This window comes from Pseudomonas sp. c313 (assembly GCF_055407145.1).
Window position 1 is genome coordinate 805,252 of the sequence record NZ_JBUZRD010000002.1, and the last position, 19,814, is coordinate 825,065.

A 19,814-nucleotide genomic window follows, 5' to 3' on the forward strand; every position below is an offset into this window, starting at 1 on the left:
GGTATACCCCTACTTTTTAGCGAGTTCATCCGCGTGAAAATTCGTATCTCTATCATCAGCCTATTTTTTGCATTTACAGGCACCTTCGCCAGCGCCAGCGAAACCACCCTCGCCCCACGCGACACCTCGCAACTGCACCTTGCCTCCGGCAGTGCAATGCTGGTGGACCTGCAGACCAACAAAGTCATCTACGCCAGTAACCCCGATGTTGTCGTGCCCATCGCCTCCGTCACCAAATTGATGACCGGGATGGTCGTGCTGGATGCCAAGCAGAACATGGATGAGTACATCTCCATCAACATCACTGACACCCCGGAAATGAAAGGTGTGTTCTCGCGGGTCAAGATCAACAGCGAAATGCCTCGTAAAGAGATGCTGCTGATCACCCTGATGTCTTCGGAAAACCGCGCCGCCGCCAGCCTTGCCCATCATTATCCGGGCGGCTACGCAGCCTTTATCGCAGCGATGAACGCCAAGGCCAAGGCCCTGGGCATGACTAGCACCCATTATGTCGAGCCCACCGGCTTGTCGATTCATAACGTCTCGACCGCCAGGGACTTGAGCAAGCTGGTACAGGCTGCGCATAAATACCCGATGCTCACGCAACTGAGCACCACCAAGGAAAAAACCGTGTCTTTCCGCAAACCCAGCTACACCCTGGGTTTCTCCAACACCGACCACCTCGTCAACCGTGCCAACTGGGACATCAAGCTGACCAAGACCGGCTTTACCAATCAGGCAGGTCACTGCCTGGTGCTGGTCACCAGCATGGGTAACCGTCCGGTGTCGCTGGTGATCCTCGATGCCTTTGGCAAATTCACCCACTTTGCCGATGCCAGCCGCATTCGCAAATGGGTAGAGACCGGCAAAAGCGGCTCAGTGCCGGACGTAGCTCTGCAATACAAGGCCGACAAGAATCTCAAAAATCGCCAGAGCGGGACAGCCCAGGTTTCCGAGGCACACCGCTAATCAAAGCAGCCCCCCTGCATAAGACGGTTTTTACTATTTCACCGGTTTGCCGGCCAGCACCTTCAGTGCCTGGGCTGCAGCCTGTTCCTGCCCGGCCTGAGCAAGCTCGTTGGCTGCTTTCTGCCAGCGTCCGGCATCCACGTTCGCCGGCAGCTGACTTGGCCGCTGGATCAGGATCGCCCAGTGACCGGCGCTTTTCCAGGCAGACTCAAAGGCACTGAAGCCCATCAGCTGTCGCCGGTCCATTCCCACCCGCAACAACACCGTACTCTTCTGCTGGTTGTAGCCGACCAGCACGGCGTAACGTGGCCCAGCCCAGAAGGTCGAGCCCTCGGTGATCCGTACCATCACCGGATACCCGGCGGCCACTTGTGCCAACAGTGCCGGCAGCTTGGCATCCAGCGGATACACCAGCATCCCGTATTCGCGCGCCAGCACCTGCATATTGTGCTCAAGGTCAACTTCCGCGCCTGGAAGGTGTAGCGGCTTATCCAGCAAACCCGGTGTAATCACAATGCCTTGTTGCGACAGCATGCTGGCCAAGGCAGCAGGACCGCTCTGATAGGCCTCACTGCGAAACACCGGCACGCCGTTGAGTTCAACACGCTCAGGCAAGCCCCGGATTTTCGAGGGTTGCCCGGCACAGGCTGCAAGTCCAAGGACACAGGCTGCCACCAGCAAGGAGGTTTTAACGTTCGGCCGTAAGCGCAACTTCTTCACTCTCTTGATCATCTGCAGGCGTGGGCCTCGATCATAGGGTGCTCTGGAACCTGGGTATAGCCTTGAGCCGCAGTAAATGGCCGGGGATAGAGCAAACAAGTTGCACGCTTCGACCATTGGTCAATAGCGCACAACCACCCGGCAGCTAGACTGTCCATGAGAAGACAGTGCGTGCCCTGCAAAGGGCGAAAGGAGGCACTTATGAGCCTGACAACAACGATTTTTTTCTTGGTTTGTGGCTGGCTGGCCGTCGCCGGCGCCATGCTGTGGGGCGTATTACGCATTACCCGCCGCCACCATCATCCGCAAACCAGGCCCGCAGTAACCAGCAAGTCGCGCAAACCCACCGCGCACCATGCCTAGGGGATCACCCCGGTATGCAGTTGAAGTCCTGGGTCTGCACCACTTCCTGGCCGTGGCCGTCCGTCATCAATGCCCTTTGCGTCCACCCGCTCGGCCATCAGAAGGCTGATCGTTCCCGTTCACTCCGCGCGGGAACGATCATCCAGGAGTCAGGCAGCCAGCTTACCGCTGGCAATTGCCTGTGACGCCGCCACCATCGCCCGCAACAACACCGCACACCCCGCCGCCAGATCATCCGGCGCAGCATTTTCGATTTCGTTGTGGCTGATGCCGCCTTCGCACGGCACGAAGATCATCCCGGCCGGGCCGAGTTCGGCGACGAAGATCGCGTCGTGCCCTGCCCCGCTGACGATGTCCATGCTCGACAGGCCCAAACCGTTAGCGGCATCACGTACGGCATCGACGCAGCCTTTGTCGAAGTACAGCGGCGGGAAGTCGGCGGTGGGTGTCATCTCGAACGTCAGGCCGTGTTTCTCGCAGGTATCGTCGATCACCTTGCGTACCTGGGCAATCATTGAATCAAGCCGTGCTGGCTCCAGGTGGCGGAAGTCCAACGTCATGCGCACTTCACCGGGGATGACGTTGCGTGAGCCGGGATAGGCTTGCAGGCATCCGACGGTGCCACAGGCATGGGGTTGATGACCAAGGGCGGCAGCGTTGACCGCGGCGACCACGGCGGCGGCGCCCACCAAGGCATCTTTACGCAGATGCATCGGCGTCGGGCCGGCGTGGGCTTCGACGCCGTGCAACTTCAGATCGAACCATTTCTGGCCGAGGGCGCCGAGCACCACGCCGATCGTTTTGCGTTCATCTTCGAGAATCGGGCCTTGTTCAATATGCGCCTCGAAATAGGCGCCCACCTTATGCCCGCTGACTGGCCGCGATCCGGCATAGCCAATGGCGTTCAGCGCATCACCCACCGTCACACCGTCAGCGTCGGTTTTGGCCAGGGTCTCTTCGAGAGTGAACTTCTCGGCAAACACCCCGGAACCCATCATGCACGGCGCAAAGCGCGAGCCTTCTTCGTTGGTCCACACAACAACTTCCAGTGGCGCTTCAGTTTCCACCTTGAGGTCGTTGAGTGTGCGCAACACTTCCACCCCGGCCAGCACGCCAAAACAACCGTCGAACTTGCCGCCGGTGGGTTGGGTGTCGATATGGCTGCCGGTCATCACCGGTGGCAGCGTGGGATTGCGCCCAGGGCGGCGGGCGAATATGTTGCCGACGCCATCGATGGTCACGGTACAGCCGGCTTCCTCGCACCACTTCACAAACAGGTCGCGAGCCTGGCGATCGAGGTCGGTCAGAGCCAGGCGGCAGACGCCGCCCTTGGGCGTGGCACCGAGCTTGGCCAGTTCCATCAGGGACAGCCACAAACGGTCGCGATTGATGTGCTGATGGGTGGATTGCAGAACGTCAAGGGCAGCGTTCATGGTGATTTCCTCAGGCTATTTCTTATGGTTTATTAAGGGGTTTTGACCGCCACCGGGCTGGCCCCGCGCTTCATGCACAAGCCGTAATACAACAACCCGCCCAGCGCTGAGCCGGTGAACCAGCCATAGCTGTAGAACCAGCTGAATGCATCACTGCCCAACGACAGCAACGTCAACACCACCGGCACGCCAAAGGCGATAAAGCCGTACCAATTCCACGCCGGATACACGTCATCGCGGTACAACCCAGCCAGGTCCAATTGCTGTTTCTTAATGATGAAGTAGTCCACCACCATGATCCCGGCAATCGGCCCCAACAGGCTTGAGTAACCCAGCAACCAATTGGAATAGACCGTTTCCAGGCTAACGTCGGAGACCAGCAGGCCAAGCTTTTTCAGCAGCTCATGGCCCATCAGCGCCAGCCCCACCAGGCCGGTGAGCACCACCGCCGTGGTGCGGTTGATCAACTTGGGCGCGATGTTCTGGAAGTCATTGGTGGGCGATACGATGTTCGCCGCGGTGTTGGTGGACAAGGTGGCAACGATGATCAGCAGCATGGCCACGGCCACCCACACCGGGCTCTGGATATGGCCGATCAAGGTCACCGGATCGGAAACGCTGACACCCACCAGTTTCACCGAGGCGGCGGTCATGATCACGCCGAGGGCAGCGAACAGGAACATGGTCAGCGGCAGGCCAAAAATCTGCCCGAGTATCTGGTCCTTCTGGCTTTTGGCATAGCGGCTGAAGTCGGGAATATTCAGCGACAAGGTGGCCCAGAAACCGACCATCGCCGTCAGGCCCGCCATGAAGTAGCCGGTGAGGCTGGCGCCTTCGGGGCGCTTGGGCGGGATCGCCATCAACTCGGTCAGCGACACGTTGGGCAACGCCCACACCAGCAGGCCGACACCCACCAGCACCAACAGCGGCGCAGACAGGGTTTCCAGCCATTTGATCGACTCGGCGCCCCGCAGCACGACCCACAGGTTCAGCCCCCAGAAGATCATGAAACCGATCACTTCACCGGTGCCGCCCAACGACTTCCAACCCTCGAAAATCGAACCCAGGAACAGGTGAATCGCCAGCCCGCCAAACATCGTTTGGATACCGAACCAGCCGCACGCCACCAGGGCGCGAATCAGGCACGGCACGTTGGAGCCGATCACCCCGAAGGAGGAGCGCAGCAACACCGGAAATGGAATGCCGTACTTGGTACCGGGAAAGGCGTTGAGCGTCAGGGGAATGAGCACCACAACGTTGGCCAGCAGGATCGCTATCAACGCCTCGCCCACCGACAACCCAAAGTAGGCGGTGAGCACACCGCCAAGGGTGTAGGTCGGCACGCAGATCGACATACCGATCCACAGCGCGGTGATGTGCCATTTGTTCCAGGTGCGTTCGTGCACCTTGGTGGGTGCCATGTCGTGGTTGTAACGGGGGCTGTCAAGGACGTCGTCACCGGCGTCGAGTTCGTACAGGCCGTCGCGTTCGATGACTTGCGATCTGTTCTGTTGCATGGCCGCTCCACGGTTTTTTCGAATTATTTTTGCTCATCCCACGCAGGACGCGGGATGGCCGGAGTACCTCGTTGACAACATGACATCACGGACCCGGCCAACCGCCACTGCACTCAATAACCGTGCCGCTAGCCGTCACTTCGTCCGCACCGCTTATATAACTCGCTGATGTTTATCAGCTTTATTGTTTCGACCGATCAACCCCTCGGTACTTGCAGCGTTACTCAGGCCAAATAACGCACAAGTTGTCCGAACCATCAGGACTCAATCTGGTGCAACACAATTATTTTTATTTCCTGCCCCCGTCAAGAGGCATGTCTCAAGCGCCTGATTTGCAATAAGAAATGTTGCTCATATTGGGAACCTGTCAAGTGCGTCAAAATGGTGAGAGGCCGCTACATTTTGGTGATTTTTATTTATTATCCTTATAAATCAACTATTTAATGCACGTATAAGCTTATAAAAAATATTCTTGCTCATTCTAAAAACTCGGGCTAGCTTCTATTCCTGTCACCGCTGACAGGAATTAACCTTCCCAGCGGCGCGATGCATTACAACACTTAGAACTGGCATAAGCCGGTCAAGCCCGTGAGGAACTCGGCATGTCTCTGTTGATCCGTGGCGCCACCGTTATTACCCATGATGAAAGTTACCGAGCCGATGTCTTGTGCCTTGAGGGTCTAATCCGCGCTATTGGCACTGATCTGGATATTCCCGCTGGCACCGAGATACTCGACGGCAGCGGCCAATACCTGATGCCCGGCGGCATCGATCCCCATACCCATATGCAACTGCCCTTCATGGGCACCGTGGCCAGTGAAGACTTTTTCAGTGGTACGGCGGCAGGCCTGGCGGGCGGAACAACATCGATCATCGACTTTGTGATTCCCAACCCCCAGCAACCCTTGATGGACGCCTTTCACCAGTGGCGCGGCTGGGCGGATAAATCAGCGGCCGACTACGGTTTTCACGTCGCCATCACCTGGTGGAGCGAGCAGGTGCGCGAAGAAATGGCCGAGCTGGTCAGCCATCACGGCATCAACAGCTTCAAGCATTTCATGGCTTACAAGAACGCAATCATGGCCGCCGACGACACCCTGGTGGCCAGCTTCGAACGCTGCCTGGAACTGGGCGCGGTGCCGACGGTGCATGCCGAAAACGGCGAGTTGGTCTATCACTTGCAACGCAAATTGATGGCCCAAGGCATCACCGGTCCCGAGGCTCATCCATTGTCCCGGCCTTCGCAGGTAGAAGGCGAAGCCGCCAGCCGCGCCATTCGCATCGCTGAAACCATCGGTACCCCGTTGTACCTGGTACACGTCTCGACCAAAGAGGCACTGGACGAAATCACCTACGCCCGCAGCAAGGGCCAACCGGTCTACGGCGAAGTCCTGGCCGGGCATTTGCTGCTGGACGACAGCGTCTACCAGCACCCCGACTGGCAAACCGCCGCCGGCTACGTGATGAGCCCGCCCTTCCGCCCGCGCGGGCATCAGGAAGCGTTATGGCATGGCCTGCAATCGGGCAACCTGCACACCACCGCCACCGACCATTGCTGCTTTTGCGCCGAGCAAAAAGCCGCTGGCCGTGACGATTTCAGCAAGATCCCCAACGGCACCGCCGGTATCGAAGACCGCATGGCGCTGTTGTGGGACGAAGGGGTCAATACCGGGCGGTTGTCGATGCAGGAGTTCGTCGCGCTGACCTCCACCAACACCGCGAAAATCTTCAACCTCTACCCGCGCAAAGGTGCAATCCGTGTCGGTGCCGATGCCGACCTGGTGCTCTGGGACCCCGAAGGCACGCGGACCATTTCCGCCAAGACCCACCATCAACAGGTGGACTTCAACATCTTCGAAGGCAAGACCGTGCGCGGCGTGCCCAGTCATACCATCAGCCAGGGCAAGTTGGTCTGGGTTGATGGCGATTTAAGAGCTGAGCGCGGTGCCGGACGTTATGTCGAACGGCCGGCGTATCCGTCGGTATTCGAGCAGTTGAGCAAGCGGGCTGAGCATTCCAGGCCAGTGGCTGTAAAACGCTGAGGCCGCCATTCGCGAGCAAGCCCGCTCCCACATTCGACCGCGTTCAGCCTGAAGAAATGGGATCGAATGTGGGAGCGGGCTTGCTCGCGAAGGGGCCGGTACAAGCGACAAAAATGCCCGTTAGAGGCGATCCAAAAAAACCGTGAGGCCAATACCGTGATCCAGACCCTGAACCATCTTCCACACCCCCACGAAGATGCGGCCGCCCTCGCCGCCCATTTCACCGACCTAGCGCCGCCGCTCAACGCCCGGCAAGCGCAATTGGAAGCCTCGCGCTGCCTTTACTGCTATGACGCACCGTGCGTCAACGCATGCCCCAGCGAGATCGATATCCCGTCGTTCATTCGCAATATCCACACGGAAAACGTCCAGGGCGCGGCGCAGAAAATTCTCTCGGCCAACATCCTCGGCGGCAGTTGTGCCCGAGTGTGCCCGACGGAAATCCTCTGCCAGCAAGCCTGCGTGCGCAACAACGCCGAAGAATGCGCCCCGGTGCTGATCGGCCTGCTGCAGCGTTACGCCGTGGACAATGCGCACTTCAGCGAGCATCCGTTTCAGCGTGCCGCGCCCACCGGCAAGCGCATCGCCGTGGTCGGCGCAGGGCCGGCGGGTTTGTCCTGCGCCCATCGCAGCGCCCTGCACGGCCATGACGTGGTGATTTTCGAAGCGCGGGAAAAGGCTGGCGGCCTCAATGAATACGGGATCGCCAAGTACAAGCTGGTGGACGACTTCGCCCAGAAGGAACTGGACTTCCTCCTGCAAATCGGCGGCATCGAAATTCGCCATGGCCAGCGCCTGGGCGACAACCTGACCTTGAGTGAACTGCACCAGCAATTCGACGCGGTGTTCCTCGGCCTGGGTCTTGCCGCCAGCAAGCAATTGGGTCTACCTCACGAAGATGCGCCAGGCCTGGTCGCCGCCACCGACTATATCCGTGAACTGCGCCAGGCCGATGACCTCAGCCTACTGCCTTTGGCCGACCGCTGCATCGTCCTTGGCGCCGGCAACACCGCCATCGACATGGCCGTGCAAATGGCCCGCCTCGGCGCCCGCGACGTCAATCTGGTGTACCGCCGCGGCTTGAGCGAAATGGGCGCCACCGGCCATGAGCAAGACATCGCCAAGGCCAATCAGGTGCGCCTGCTGACGTGGGCCCAACCGGAGGAAATCTTGTTGGATGATCAGGGCCATGTGCGCGGCATGCGCTTTGCTCGCACACACATGGAAAATGGTCGCCTGCAGCCTACAGGCGAAACCTTCGAACTGGCCGCCGACGCCATCTTCAAGGCCATCGGCCAAGGTTTCGACGACGAGGCTCTGCACGATCCACTGGCCCACCAACTGCAACGCCAGGGCGACCGCATCTTCGTCGACGAACAGCTGCGCACCAGCATCCCCGGCGTGTATGCCGGCGGTGACTGCGTCAGTCTCGGCCAGGACCTCACCGTCCAGGCCGTCCAGCACGGCAAGTTGGCCGCCGAGGCCATGCACGCCCAACTCATGCTCAACGTGGAGGCTGCGTAAATGGCCGATCTCTCGATTGTCTTCGCCGGTATCAAAGCCCCCAATCCATTCTGGCTGGCCTCCGCGCCGCCCACCGACAAGGCCTACAACGTGGTCCGCGCCTTCGAAGCCGGCTGGGGTGGCGTGGTCTGGAAAACCCTTGGCGAGGACCCGGCGGCGGTCAACGTCTCGTCCCGTTACTCGGCGCACTATGGCGCCAACCGAGAAGTGCTGGGCATCAACAACATTGAGCTGATCACCGACCGTTCCCTGGAGATCAATCTGCGGGAAATCACCCAGGTGAAAAAGGACTGGCCGGATCGCGCCCTGATCGTGTCGTTGATGGTGCCGTGCATCGAAGAGTCCTGGAAACACATCCTGCCCCTGGTGGAAGCCACCGGCTGCGACGGCATCGAGCTGAACTTCGGCTGCCCCCACGGCATGCCGGAGCGGGGCATGGGCGCGGCGGTGGGCCAGGTACCGGAGTACGTGGAACAAGTGACACGCTGGTGCAAGACCTATTGCTCGCTGCCGGTGATCGTCAAGCTCACACCTAACATCACGGACATCCGCATCGCTGCCCGTGCGGCTTATCGCGGTGGCGCCGATGCGGTGTCGCTGATCAACACCATCAACTCCATCACCAGCGTCGACCTGGAACGCATGGTCGCCCTGCCGATGGTCGGCACCCAAAGTACCCACGGCGGCTACTGCGGTTCAGCAGTCAAGCCGATAGCCCTGAACATGGTCGCGGAAATCGCCCGCGACCCGCAGACCCAGGGCTTGCCGATCTGCGGGATTGGCGGCATTGGTAATTGGCGCGATGCGGCGGAGTTCGTCGCCATGGGCTGCGGCGCGGTGCAAGTGTGCACAGCGGCGATGCTCCATGGTTTTCGGATCGTCGAAGAAATGAAGGATGGGCTGTCGCGGTGGATGGACAGTCAGGGTTACGCCAATTTGCAGGAATTTTCCGGGCGGGCGGTGGGCAATACCACCGACTGGAAGTACCTGGACATCAACTATCAGGTGATTGCCAAGATTGATCAGGCAGCGTGTATTGGTTGTGGGCGCTGCCATATCGCTTGCGAAGACACCTCACACCAGGCCATTGCCAGCCTCAAGTTGCCAGATGGGACGCATAAATACGAAGTGATTGATGATGAGTGCGTGGGTTGCAATTTGTGCCAGATCACCTGCCCGGTGGCCGATTGCATAGAGATGGTGCCGGTGGATACGGGCAAGCCATTTCTCAACTGGACGCAGGACCCAAGGAACCCCTATCGGGAGGCGGTGTAATAACCTGACCTTCATCGGTGCCTGATAGGCACCGTTATCGCGGGCTTGCCCGCGATGAGGCCGGCGCTAATACCACAAGGCTCAAGGCTCCAAGCCAATCCCCCGCAAAATCACACTGGTCACCGTCTGCACCGCCCTTTCAAACTGCATGTCTGACAGCGGCGCGTGGTCGTTCAAAATCATCACCTGATGATCAAAGTCAGCATAGTGTTGGGTCGACGCCCAGATCATGTACAGCAGGCTCGACGGCTCCACCGGCAAGATGCGTTTGTCTTCCACCCATTGGCGAATTTTCGCCTCCTTCATCTTGGCCCAATCGTACAGGCTGGCGTCCAGCGCCTCACCGAGGGTCGGGGCACCGTGGATGATTTCGTTGGCCCAGACTTTCGAGCCATAGGGGCGACTGCGCGAATGCTGCATCTTGGCGCGGATGTAACTGCTGAGCACTACGCGGGGGTCATCGAACATCTCGAAGCACAGCGCGTCCTGCTTCCACACTTCCAGCAGGTCAAACAGCACCGCGCTGTACAGCTCACTTTTGGTGCTGAAGTAGTAATGCAGATTGGAGCGTGGCAATTGCACTTCTTCGGCGATGTCGGCCATGGCGGTGCTGCCATAGCCCTTTTCGGCGAAGACCTTTTCAGCCGCCAGCAGAATCTTTTCGACGTTAACACGACGAATACCGATCTTGTGATTGCCCATAAGGGCTCCCTGACAACAACATGTCCCAGAGACTACCATCCGCTCTAGATCGGGGCGACAGGCCAAGCCGAAACTTCGTACACTGCCCCTCCTTTCCAGTTGATGGGTATTGAACCATGTTGATCAAGAAAACCCTCACCACCGTGGCCCTGCTCGCATCCTTGCTGGGTGCCTCGGCGGCATTTGCCCACGCGCACCTAAAAAGCGCTACCCCCGCAGCCGACAGCACTGTCGCCGCGCCGAAGGACGTGCGACTGACCTTCAGCGAAGGCGTCGAAGCCACCTTCACCAAGGTCTCGCTGAGCAAGGACGGCACCGAAGTGGCGGTCAAGGGCCTGGAAACCCCGGACGCCGACAAGAAAGTCCTGGTGGTGACACCCGCTGCCCCCTTGGCCGCCGGCACCTACAAGGTCGAGTGGCACGCGGTGTCGGTCGACACCCACAAAAGCGAAGGCCGCTACAGCTTCAAGGTCGGCCAATAACCGATGGCCACGCTGCTGGTGCTGTGCCGTTTCCTGCATTTCATCGTCGTGCTGCTGATGTTCGGGGCCTGTGCATTCAGGCCCTGGCTGCTGGGCGCGGAACCGCAGCCGGTGCTGGACCGACAACTGACACGCATCACCCGTCTGCTGGCCTGGCTGGCCCTGGTCTCCGGGGTCGCTTGGCTATTGCTGATCACCGCCAGCATGGCGGGCTCCTGGCCGGCGGCGCTAGAGCTGTCGACCGTGCAGTTGGTGTTGGGCAAAACCTTCTTCGGTCAGGTCTGGACCTGGCACCTGCTGCTGAATGTTTTGCTGCTACTCAGTTTCATGATGCCCTGGACCGCCCTGCGCCTGCCGTTGAGCGCGCTGCTGCTGGCAACCCTGGCGCCGGTAGGCCATGGCGCCATGCTCGACGGTATCAGTGGGCAATTGTTGATCCTTAATCAAGTGCTGCATTTGGTCTGTGTCAGCGCCTGGCTCGGCGGTTTGCTGATGCTGGTGTTGATCCTCAGGCAATCTGCACACCCTCCACTGGAGCCGATCCTCAGACGCTTCAGCGGTGTTGGTTATGGCGTGGTGGCGGGCTTGCTGGTGACCGGCTTGATCAATGTTCGCGTCCTCACCGGGCAGTTCTGGCCGACGCCGCTGCTCACCGGCTTTGCCTTGATTCTGTTGATCAAAGTGCTGCTGGTGGCCGCAATGCTGGGGCTGGCGCTACTGAACCGACTGCGCATAAACAACTGCGAGCAGCGGCTGGCCACGCTGAAAGCCAGCGTGCTGCTGGAATGGCTACTGGGTGTGGCGGCCGTTGCGGCGGTTTCCCTGCTCGGCACCCTGCCGCCCATGGTCATGGCCGGATGAAACGGTGCTGCTTGTCGGCGCGGCGGTGGGCTAGCCAGCATTTCTTCGCAGCTTAGGGAGGTGTGTTCTGGAGCCTTCCCGCCGTATCAATACTCACCACCACCGACAACCCCGGCCGCAAGCGCTCGCTCTGCTCCTGATCCGGGTCCACGGTAATCCTCACCGGCACCCGCTGGGCGATCTTGACGAAGTTGCCCGTGGCATTGTCCGCCTGCAACAAGCTGAACTCAGAACCGGTGGCCGGGGAAATACGCTGCACCGTGCCGTGAAACTTGCGGTGGTTCAGGGCATCAACGGTAAAGGTCACCGGCTGGCCCACTTGCACATTGTCCATTTGGGTTTCTTTCATATTGGCAATCACCCACAACTGGTTCGGCACCAGGGCCATCAACTGCGCGCCGGAGTTAACGTAAGCACCGAGGCGCACGCCAATCGGCCCCAGTTGCCCGTCGCGCGGGGCAACCACGCGGGTGTTGGACAGATCGATTCGCGCCAGCTCCACCGCCGCATCGGCACTGGCCACGGCGGCCTCCAATGAACCGCGATTAACGATCACCGTCTGCAAGTCCTGGCGGGCGATTTCCAGGCTGGCCTGGGCCTGGGCCACGGCAGCGATGGTTTGCGCGTTGGCGGCGCGGGTCACGTCCAGCTCGCGTTTGGACACTGAGCCGTCGCCGATCAACTCTTCATTGCGGCGCAGGTCGGCGGTGCTTTTGCGGGCCTGGGCCTGGCTGTCGACCAAGGCGGCTTGCCGCAACTTGATGGTCGCCTCGGCGCTGTTGCGTTGCTGCACCACATTGGCCAGAGACGCCTGTTGCACCGCCAATTGTGCCAGGGCCTGGTCCAGGCGCTGCTTGTAGATTCGGTCGTCCAGGCGCACCAGCAAATCCCCAGCCTTGACGAACTGGAAGTCCTGCACCGGCACTTCATACACATAGCCGCTGAGCTGCGGCCCGATGATCGTCACCTGGCCACGCACCAGGGCATTTTCGGTGGTTTCCACGGCGCTGCTGAACGGCGGCAATTGCCAGGCATAGAGCACGATCAATACCCCGACGATGGCAATCGCGGCAAATCCCAGGGACGAGATGATCCGCACCCACAACGAGCGTGGTTCGGTGGCCGCAATACTGGGCGGGGCGCTGCCTTGCGGGGTGGAAGCGATGGCGCTGGTAGTCGTAGTCGTCGGTTCGGTCATGAAGAAAGTGCACCGCTAGGTTGAACGGGAGGCGCTGCACTTACGGCAGCTTTGGTGGTACTCATCAGCCACAGGCTGCGGATGAAAATCCAGATCATGGTCAGTATCGCGATCACCGCAATCAGCATGAACACGTCGTTATAAGCCATGACATTGGCTTCACGGGTGGCCGCCGTGGCCAGACTGCGAATGCCCATCAGGTTGCGCAGTTCCGGGTCGGCGATCACCGAACCGTAAGCCGAGCCGCCGCTCTGCACCCGTGCGGCCACCCGCGGGTCCATCAAGGTCAGGTGCTCGACAATCATGCTGGAGTGAAACTTCTCCCGCACGATCTGAAAGGTGCCGAGCAACGCTGCGCCAATCAGCCCGCCAAGGTTCTGGCAAATCCCGAATAGCACCGAGAAACTCACCAGGTTGCTGGGGTTAGTCAACACGTTACGCACGCCCAGGACCATGGTCGGGCCGAGAAAGAACGTGCCGCCGAAGCCTAACAGGAACTGGCTGATGTACATGTTCTGCGGCCGGGTCAGGTTGCTGGAGAAACTGTCGATCACTGAGCCGGTGGCCATCAGCGCCAGGGAAATGACCAGCGGCATCAGCAAATGGGCCGGGTTGATGGTCAGCGCGCTGGTGGCCAAACCAGCAATCGCCCCCAGTAGCATCACCAGGTACAGGGTGCGCATCTGCTCGTTGCCCATGTTCAGCGCCTGCAAAAAGCCCACCGCACCGGTGGACTGCTCCGAGAGCACCATGCGGATAAGGATCACCGCCAACGCCAGGCGAATCATCACCCCGCTGCCCAGCCAGCGGGTCATCAGCATCGGGTTGGCGCGGTTATGCTCGATAGCCAGGCCGGCCATGATCAGCACCAGCGAACAGGCCGAAGCGATGCCGATCCACGGTGCTTCCAGCCACCAGTCAATCCTGCCCAGGGACAGCACCGCACACAGCAACGCCACGCCGGTAGACAGCAGGGCGAAGGTGAGGAAGTCGAGTTTCTCAAAGGTCTTGAAGCGATCACCCGGCGGCAATTTAAGCAGGAACACGCAGCCCAGGCAGGTCAGCGCCATGCCCAGTTCAAACAGGTACAGCCCGCGCCATTCGGCGATTTGCAGCAAGTCTTCGGAGAACAGCCGCGCCAATGGCAAGGCCAATTGCGAGGTACCCAAGCCCAGTACCAGGGCCTTGAGCCGCCACTTTGCCGGGAACGCCTGGATCATGTAGTACAAGCCCAGGGAACTGAGCGCCGCACCGACCATGCCGTGGGCCGCCCGCACGGCAATGGCGGAGCCTAAGTCGTTGACGAACAAGTGGCCGAAGGTCACCAGCGCATACAGCACCAGGAACACCTCGGTAAACGCCCGCAGGCCAAACTGCTGGCGAAACTTCACCAGCAACAGGTTCATCGAGACATTGGTCATCACATAGGCGGCGGGCAGCCAGGCCATTTCGGCGGTGGTCGCGCCCAATGCGCCTTGTAGGTAAGGCAGGTTGGCGATTACCAGGGAGTTGCCCAGGCCGCCAGTGATAGCCACCAATAGGCCGACCAGGGCATAAGCCCAGCGTTTGCGGGTGGAATGCAGCGGCGTAGACGGCGAACCCGGCAGGGCCGGACGCTCGTGGGGCTGCCAAGTGCGCGGGGCGTATTTATCCATTCGGCGACCTTGATGATCGTGCCGCAACGCGCCGCACGGTAAAACCTCTGCAAAGGGACTCCTAAAGCTGAGCAGGGTTCATCTTGCCATTATGGCAGGTCAGCCTTGTAGCGTTCTTATTCTGCGGGGCGGACCTGAACGGTCAGGCCAGGCCGTTGTGCCTTTTCCATTGCCGGACACGGGTTCGGGCATTGGCATACGGTGACGAGGTATTGAGCTGAATCATTCGTCCCAGGGTGTACTTTTCGTACCAAGGCGCGCCATAGAGTTCGCCGTCACTGGCGCGTTGAACCAGGGCGAGGATTTGCCGATGGGCCTGCTCCAGCCGTTCCAACCGCTGGGGATAGGACAGTACGGCGTAGTCGGCATAAAACTTTTGTGCCAAGCGTCCCAGTTCATTCCACTTGAACCCAACCTCGGGAAACGCCACCACCTGCCCATTGGCGCGGCCGGCACACCATTGCTGCACCAGAAGGTTCCAGCCAATCAGGTAGGCCAGCAGATCACACAGGCTCATCCGTGTCCCTTTGACATGTCCTTCCAGGGAGCATTCCCCGGCACGTTCGAGGGGGACGGTGGCCAGATCGGCCACCAGGCGCCGATAGTTGAGGGTGATGGCATCGATCAATTGCTGCTTGTTCTGCGGGACAGCCATGGCAACGCTCCTTGTACTTCAGATCCAGCCCAACCAACTCCACCATGTGGCGGCGAACACCAGCATCAACAGGTAACCGATCAAGGTCACCAGCAACCCAACCTTGGCAAACTGCCGGGCGGTAAAGGTTCCGGTGCCCAGGCACACCATATTCTGCGGTGCGTTGATCGGCAGGATGAAGCCATAACTGACGACAAACCCCAGCAGCATGGTCATGCCCAACCGATTGATATCTCCCGGCAGGGTTTGCAGGACCGCAATCAGGATTGGCAACAACGCCGAAGTCAGCGCCGTGGCACTGGCAAACCCCAGGTGGATCACGATCAAGAACGCCCCAAGAATGGCAAACACCCCCAGCGGTCCCAGTTGATCAAGCCCGGTATGCCCTACCACCTGCGCGCCCAACCATTGCCCGGCATGGGTAGTCAGCAGCGCCGTACCGAGGCTGATGCCCACGCCAAACACAATCACCGTGCCCCACGGGATGCGCGGCTGCACATCTTTCCAGGTCATCACCCCGATTCCCGGCAGCAGCAAAAACACTAGCCCGACGTAGGTGGTCGAGGTGGTATCAAAACTGTGTAGCCGCCCTTCCGTGGCCCAGGCCAGCAACAGCAGCACCGACACCGTCAGCAGACGTTTTTGCGGACCGGTCATAGGCCCGATGTCCGCCAGGGACTGCGCCACCGCTTCCTTGCCGCCGGGAATGCTGTCGCTTTCCGGTGGCAGCAATTTCAACACCAGGAACAACAGCACCGCCGACATGATCACTGCCCACGGCGCACCCGCGATCAGCCAGTCAATCCACGACACCCGCTGGCCGAGCATCTTGTCCATAAAACCGACGGTCAGCAGGTTTTGCGCAGCTGCGGTTTGGATGCCGACGTTCCAGATACTGGTGCCCTGGGCGACGACGATCATGATCCCGGCGGCGATGTTGGAGCGCTTGTCGACACCAAAGGCGGCGATCACCCCCATCATGATCGGCACCACACAGGCACTGCGGGCGGTGGCGCTGGGCACCACCAGGCTGAGCAGGATGGTCACGGCAATCGCCCCCACCAAAATCCCTCGGGTGCTGGTGCCGACGCGGGTCAAGGTCACCAGGGCGATGCGCCGATCCAGACCGGTATGGGTCATGGCGGCAGCGATAAACAGCGCACCGACCACCAGGGCCAGGGCCGGGTTGGAAAAACCGGTCAGGGCCATGCCGATGGCCGGGCTGGAGCCGATCAGGTGAGTGGGGTCCTGCATCGACGGCGCGGTGCCCAGCAGAAAAGCCATGAGCGAGGTGATCATGATCGCGCTGGCCTCGTAGGACACCGCTTCGCTGATCCACACCACCACCGCAAACACGAGGATCGCCAGCATCCGATGCCCGGCCACCGGCAAGTCGGCAGGCAGCGGCAACAGCAGCACGCCGACCATCACCAGCACGGCGATGACCAGACCCATGGGCAGCTTGTATGAGACTGCAGGTGTTGCAGGGGCGCCCATGGCGATCTCCGTCAGCCAAAATATTCTGGCAAGGAGCATGAGGCAAAGCGTCGCAACGGGCCTTGACGGGTATCAAGGGGAAACCCGTTTATCCCAACAATTGGCTCAACACCGCGCGCAACTTGCCGGGCTTGACCGGTTTGTTCAACAGCGGCGCCTCCAGGTGCTGTAACGAGCGGCGGCACTGGTCGGTGCGGTCCGCCGTGATGATCACCGCCGGGATTTTCGCCCCGAAGTGCTCGCGCAGGTGCTTGACCACCTCACAGCCGACCACCCCGTGATCCAGGTGATAGTCCGCCAGGATCAGCTCCGGCGCCCTGCCCTGCAACGCAGCCAGGGCGCCCGCCTGGTCGGTAGCGGTGACCACTTCGCAGCCCCACTGCCCCAGCAGTGCGCTCATGCTTTCGAGGATGCTGACTTCGTTATCCAGCACCAGCAGACGCCGGCCGGGCAGCGGGTTACCAGCTCCCGCCTGGGGTGTCGCCAAGCGGGTGGGCAGAGGAATTTCATCAGACAGCGGCACCTCGATGCTGAACATCGAACCGCGCCCCGGCCACGAACGCACGGCCACCTGATAACCGAGGATCTTGGCGATGCGCTCGACAATCGCCAGCCCCAGGCCTACACCCTTGCGGTCCGCCGCGCGACCGACGTCCAGTTGATTGAACTCCAGGAAAATCGAATCCAGGCAATCGGCCGCAATGCCGCGCCCGGTATCCCAGACTTCCAGGCGCAACCGGTCGCCACGACGTCTGGCGCCCAGCAGGATGCACCCCACATCGGTGTATCGGCAGGCGTTGCTGAGGAAGTTGCGCAGGATGCGCGTCATCAGGCGCAAATCCGTGCTGATGGCGTAGCCGCTCATATGCACCCGCAATTTCAGCCCCGCCGCCTCTGCCACCGACTGAAACTCCGAGACCAGCGGCGCAAGCAATTCGTCGATGCGGTACAGGGCAATGTCCGGTTTGACCGCCGCCTGATCGAGGCGGGCGATGTCCAGCAAGTCGGCGAGCAAGTCTTCCGCCCCTTCCAAAGCCTGGTGAGTGCGTTCCACCAGCACCTGTTCAACGCTGGGCAAGTTGCGCTCGCGCAAGGTGGAGATCAGCAGGCGCGCGGCGTTGAGCGGTTGCAACAGGTCATGGCTGGCGGCGGCCAGGTACTTGTCTTTACTGCGATTGGCGGCCTGGGCAGCGTCACGGGCATCACGCAGGTCCTGTTCGATCCGTTCGCGCCGGGCGATCTGCTGTTGCAGGTTGCGGTTGGCTTCCAGCAACTCGTCGGTGCGGGCGGCGACCCGCTGCTCCAATTCGTCGTTGAGCCCTTTGTAGCGGTTGCGCTCGGCCTCCAGTTCGTCGAGTCGGGCGGTCAGCTCCGGGTAATGACTCTTGCGCGCCGAATGGTCGCCCAGCCCCAACAGCCCGGCCAGCGCCCGCTGTTGATCGTCAGAGAGCTTCGCCATAGACGACCTCGACGTCACGCTGGCTGGACTCGCGCGGGTTCGTGAGGATGCACGGGTCATGCATGGCGTGCTGCGACAAGAAAGGAATGTCCGCCACCCGTACCCCGTGCAAACCGAGGGTTTCGTGGAAGCCGATGGCGTGCTTCAGGGCGATCAAATGGTTGACCAGCCGGCCGCAGATCTGCCGGTGATTGAGGCCTCGACAATCGATGCCAAAGGTCTCGGCAATCACCTTGAAGCGCTCCGGTGCCGAGTTGTAGTTGAACGCCACCACATGCTCCACCAACACCGCGTTGCACAGGCCGTGGGGCAAATCGAGAAAGCCCCCCAGGCTGTGGGACATGGCGTGCACCGCGCCGAGGATCGCATTGGAAAACGCCAGCCCGGCCTGCATGCTGCCCAGCATGATTTTCTCCCGCAGGGCGATGTCCGTCGGGTTGGCGATCATCTGCACCAGGTTGCCGTTGATCAGGCGCATGGCTTCCAGTGCGTGGGGGTCGGTGAGCGGCCCATGACCGGTGGACACAAAGGCTTCGATGGCATGCACCAGCGCGTCGATGCCAGTGCAGGCCGAGAGGAACGGGTCCATGCTCGCCGTGGTTTCCGGGTCGATCAACGACACGTCCGGCACCACTGCCTTGCTGACGATGGAGAACTTCATGCGCTCTTGCTGGTTGGAAATGATCACGAACTGCGAGACATCCGCCGAGGTGCCGGCCGTGGTCGGGATCAGGATCAACGGCGGGCTGGGCACGCGAATGGTGTCCACCCCTTCAAACTCCAGGATGCTGCGACCATGGGCGACGACGATGCCGATGGCCTTGCCACAATCCATCGGGCTGCCACCGCCGACGGCGACGATCACATCGCAATGGTTTTCCCGATAGACCTCGGCGCCGAGCATCACTTCCTCGACCCGTGGGTTGGGCGATACGGCGGTATACAGGCAGTAATCGATACCCAGGGCTTGCAGGCTGGCCTCGATGTCGGTCACCCAGCCGGCGGCCACGACGCCAGGGTCACTGACCACCAGCACCTTGCGCGCACCAAAGGTCTTGGCGTAGTTGCCGACGTTGTGCCGGCTGCCGGCACCAAAGATGATTTCAGGGGAAACGAATTTACGCAGTTGGCTGAGATTCTGGCTCATTGGAAAGCCTGTTTTTATTGTTTTGGAAGATGCGACTCACACTAACCCATCCGGCGCTGAATGCAATCAGACCAATGGGTAGCCTCCCAAAACCGGCCCGGCCAGCACGATGGCTGGCCGGGAACACATTAACGGCTGGCGAAATACATGGTCACTTCAAAGCCAATGCGCAAGTCGGTAAAGGCGGGTTTAGTCCACATGGGGTAATCCTCTTCTTGTGCCGGGCGATTCCGGTAGAGGCATTAATGCACGGGGAGACGAGGGATCGAATGCTACTTTCGAAGGAGGTAGCAACGTGCGTTAGTAGGGGGTTGT

Annotated in this window: 18 protein-coding genes; 7 read left to right on the forward strand and 11 right to left on the reverse strand. The window is 60.5% G+C overall.

Features of this window, described 5'->3' with window-relative positions; all coding sequences use genetic code 11:
- Window positions 1–33 precede the first annotated feature (33 nt).
- Complete coding sequence (pbpG, locus tag ACZRKZ_RS08635) at window positions 34–969, forward strand: D-alanyl-D-alanine endopeptidase (protein ID WP_463969400.1); 936 nt, start codon at window positions 34–36, stop codon at window positions 967–969.
- Window positions 970–1,002: 33 nt separating this feature from the next.
- Here the strand turns inward: pbpG and ACZRKZ_RS08640 are convergent, their stop codons facing one another.
- Complete coding sequence (locus tag ACZRKZ_RS08640; protein ID WP_463981466.1) at window positions 1,003–1,680, reverse strand: peptidase C39 family protein; 678 nt, start codon at window positions 1,678–1,680, stop codon at window positions 1,003–1,005.
- A gap of 210 nt (window positions 1,681–1,890) precedes the next feature.
- Between ACZRKZ_RS08640 and ACZRKZ_RS08645 the strand changes: the two genes are divergently transcribed.
- Window positions 1,891–2,052 (forward strand): hypothetical protein, encoded by a 162-nt coding sequence (locus ACZRKZ_RS08645; protein ID WP_463969399.1) that lies wholly within the window; start codon window positions 1,891–1,893, stop codon window positions 2,050–2,052.
- Window positions 2,053–2,201: 149 nt separating this feature from the next.
- On the opposite strand, the gene ACZRKZ_RS08650 is transcribed toward ACZRKZ_RS08645, so the two are convergent.
- Together ACZRKZ_RS08650 and ACZRKZ_RS08655 are read right to left on the reverse strand one after the other, a co-directional pair.
- Window positions 2,202–3,485, reverse strand: a complete 1,284-nt coding sequence (locus ACZRKZ_RS08650; protein WP_463969398.1) for a Zn-dependent hydrolase — start codon at window positions 3,483–3,485, stop codon at window positions 2,202–2,204.
- A gap of 32 nt (window positions 3,486–3,517) precedes the next feature.
- Entirely contained in the window at window positions 3,518–5,002 is a 1,485-nt protein-coding gene (locus ACZRKZ_RS08655; protein ID WP_463981358.1) for an NCS1 family nucleobase:cation symporter-1, read from the reverse strand.
- Window positions 5,003–5,604: 602 nt separating this feature from the next.
- On the opposite strand from ACZRKZ_RS08655, the gene hydA reads away from it, so the two are divergent.
- The 3 genes from hydA to preA all read left to right on the forward strand — a co-directional run bounded on the left by hydA (window position 5,605) and on the right by preA (window position 9,843).
- Window positions 5,605–7,044, forward strand: a complete 1,440-nt coding sequence (gene hydA, locus ACZRKZ_RS08660) for a dihydropyrimidinase (RefSeq protein ID WP_463981359.1) — start codon at window positions 5,605–5,607, stop codon at window positions 7,042–7,044.
- A gap of 156 nt (window positions 7,045–7,200) precedes the next feature.
- A complete protein-coding gene (locus ACZRKZ_RS08665; RefSeq protein WP_463981360.1) occupies window positions 7,201–8,568 on the forward strand; it encodes an NAD(P)-dependent oxidoreductase in 1,368 nt (455 codons plus the stop codon).
- Window positions 8,569–9,843: an NAD-dependent dihydropyrimidine dehydrogenase subunit PreA gene (gene preA / locus ACZRKZ_RS08670; protein ID WP_463969394.1), complete on the forward strand. Its 1,275-nt coding sequence runs from the start codon at window positions 8,569–8,571 to the stop codon at window positions 9,841–9,843.
- Between the two features lie 81 nt (window positions 9,844–9,924).
- Here the strand turns inward: preA and ACZRKZ_RS08675 are convergent, their stop codons facing one another.
- On the reverse strand, window positions 9,925–10,545 hold the full coding sequence (locus ACZRKZ_RS08675; protein ID WP_149415041.1) for a TetR/AcrR family transcriptional regulator: 621 nt from the start codon (window positions 10,543–10,545) through the stop codon (window positions 9,925–9,927).
- 116 nt (window positions 10,546–10,661) lie between these two features.
- Here ACZRKZ_RS08675 and copC point away from each other — a divergent pair, with 116 nt between their 5' ends.
- Window positions 10,662–11,027: a copper homeostasis periplasmic binding protein CopC gene (copC, locus tag ACZRKZ_RS08680; RefSeq protein WP_463981361.1), complete on the forward strand. Its 366-nt coding sequence runs from the start codon at window positions 10,662–10,664 to the stop codon at window positions 11,025–11,027.
- Between the two features lie 3 nt (window positions 11,028–11,030).
- Entirely contained in the window at window positions 11,031–11,888 is an 858-nt protein-coding gene (copD, locus tag ACZRKZ_RS08685) for a copper homeostasis membrane protein CopD (RefSeq protein WP_463981362.1), read from the forward strand.
- 52 nt (window positions 11,889–11,940) lie between these two features.
- Here the strand turns inward: copD and ACZRKZ_RS08690 are convergent, their stop codons facing one another.
- From ACZRKZ_RS08690 to pqqA, 7 genes are all read right to left on the reverse strand, one after another.
- On the reverse strand, window positions 11,941–13,086 hold the full coding sequence (locus tag ACZRKZ_RS08690) for an HlyD family secretion protein (RefSeq protein WP_463969391.1): 1,146 nt from the start codon (window positions 13,084–13,086) through the stop codon (window positions 11,941–11,943).
- Window positions 13,083–14,741, reverse strand: coding sequence for an MFS transporter (locus ACZRKZ_RS08695; protein WP_463981363.1), 1,659 nt, complete (start codon window positions 14,739–14,741; stop codon window positions 13,083–13,085). The genes ACZRKZ_RS08690 and ACZRKZ_RS08695 overlap by 4 nt, the downstream gene beginning before the upstream one ends.
- 142 nt (window positions 14,742–14,883) lie before the next feature.
- Complete coding sequence (locus ACZRKZ_RS08700; protein ID WP_463981364.1) at window positions 14,884–15,396, reverse strand: ClbS/DfsB family four-helix bundle protein; 513 nt, start codon at window positions 15,394–15,396, stop codon at window positions 14,884–14,886.
- 18 nt (window positions 15,397–15,414) lie between these two features.
- Entirely contained in the window at window positions 15,415–16,893 is a 1,479-nt protein-coding gene (locus ACZRKZ_RS08705) for a DASS family sodium-coupled anion symporter (RefSeq protein WP_463969388.1), read from the reverse strand.
- An 88-nt stretch (window positions 16,894–16,981) separates the two neighbouring features.
- Window positions 16,982–18,352, reverse strand: coding sequence for an ATP-binding response regulator (locus ACZRKZ_RS08710; protein ID WP_463981365.1), 1,371 nt, complete (start codon window positions 18,350–18,352; stop codon window positions 16,982–16,984).
- Window positions 18,336–19,499, reverse strand: a complete 1,164-nt coding sequence (gene ercA / locus ACZRKZ_RS08715; RefSeq protein ID WP_133100364.1) for an alcohol dehydrogenase-like regulatory protein ErcA — start codon at window positions 19,497–19,499, stop codon at window positions 18,336–18,338. Before ercA ends, ACZRKZ_RS08710 begins: the two co-directional genes overlap by 17 nt.
- Window positions 19,500–19,627: 128 nt before the next feature.
- Complete coding sequence (pqqA, locus tag ACZRKZ_RS08720; protein WP_010209364.1) at window positions 19,628–19,699, reverse strand: pyrroloquinoline quinone precursor peptide PqqA; 72 nt, start codon at window positions 19,697–19,699, stop codon at window positions 19,628–19,630.
- Window positions 19,700–19,814 lie beyond the last annotated feature (115 nt).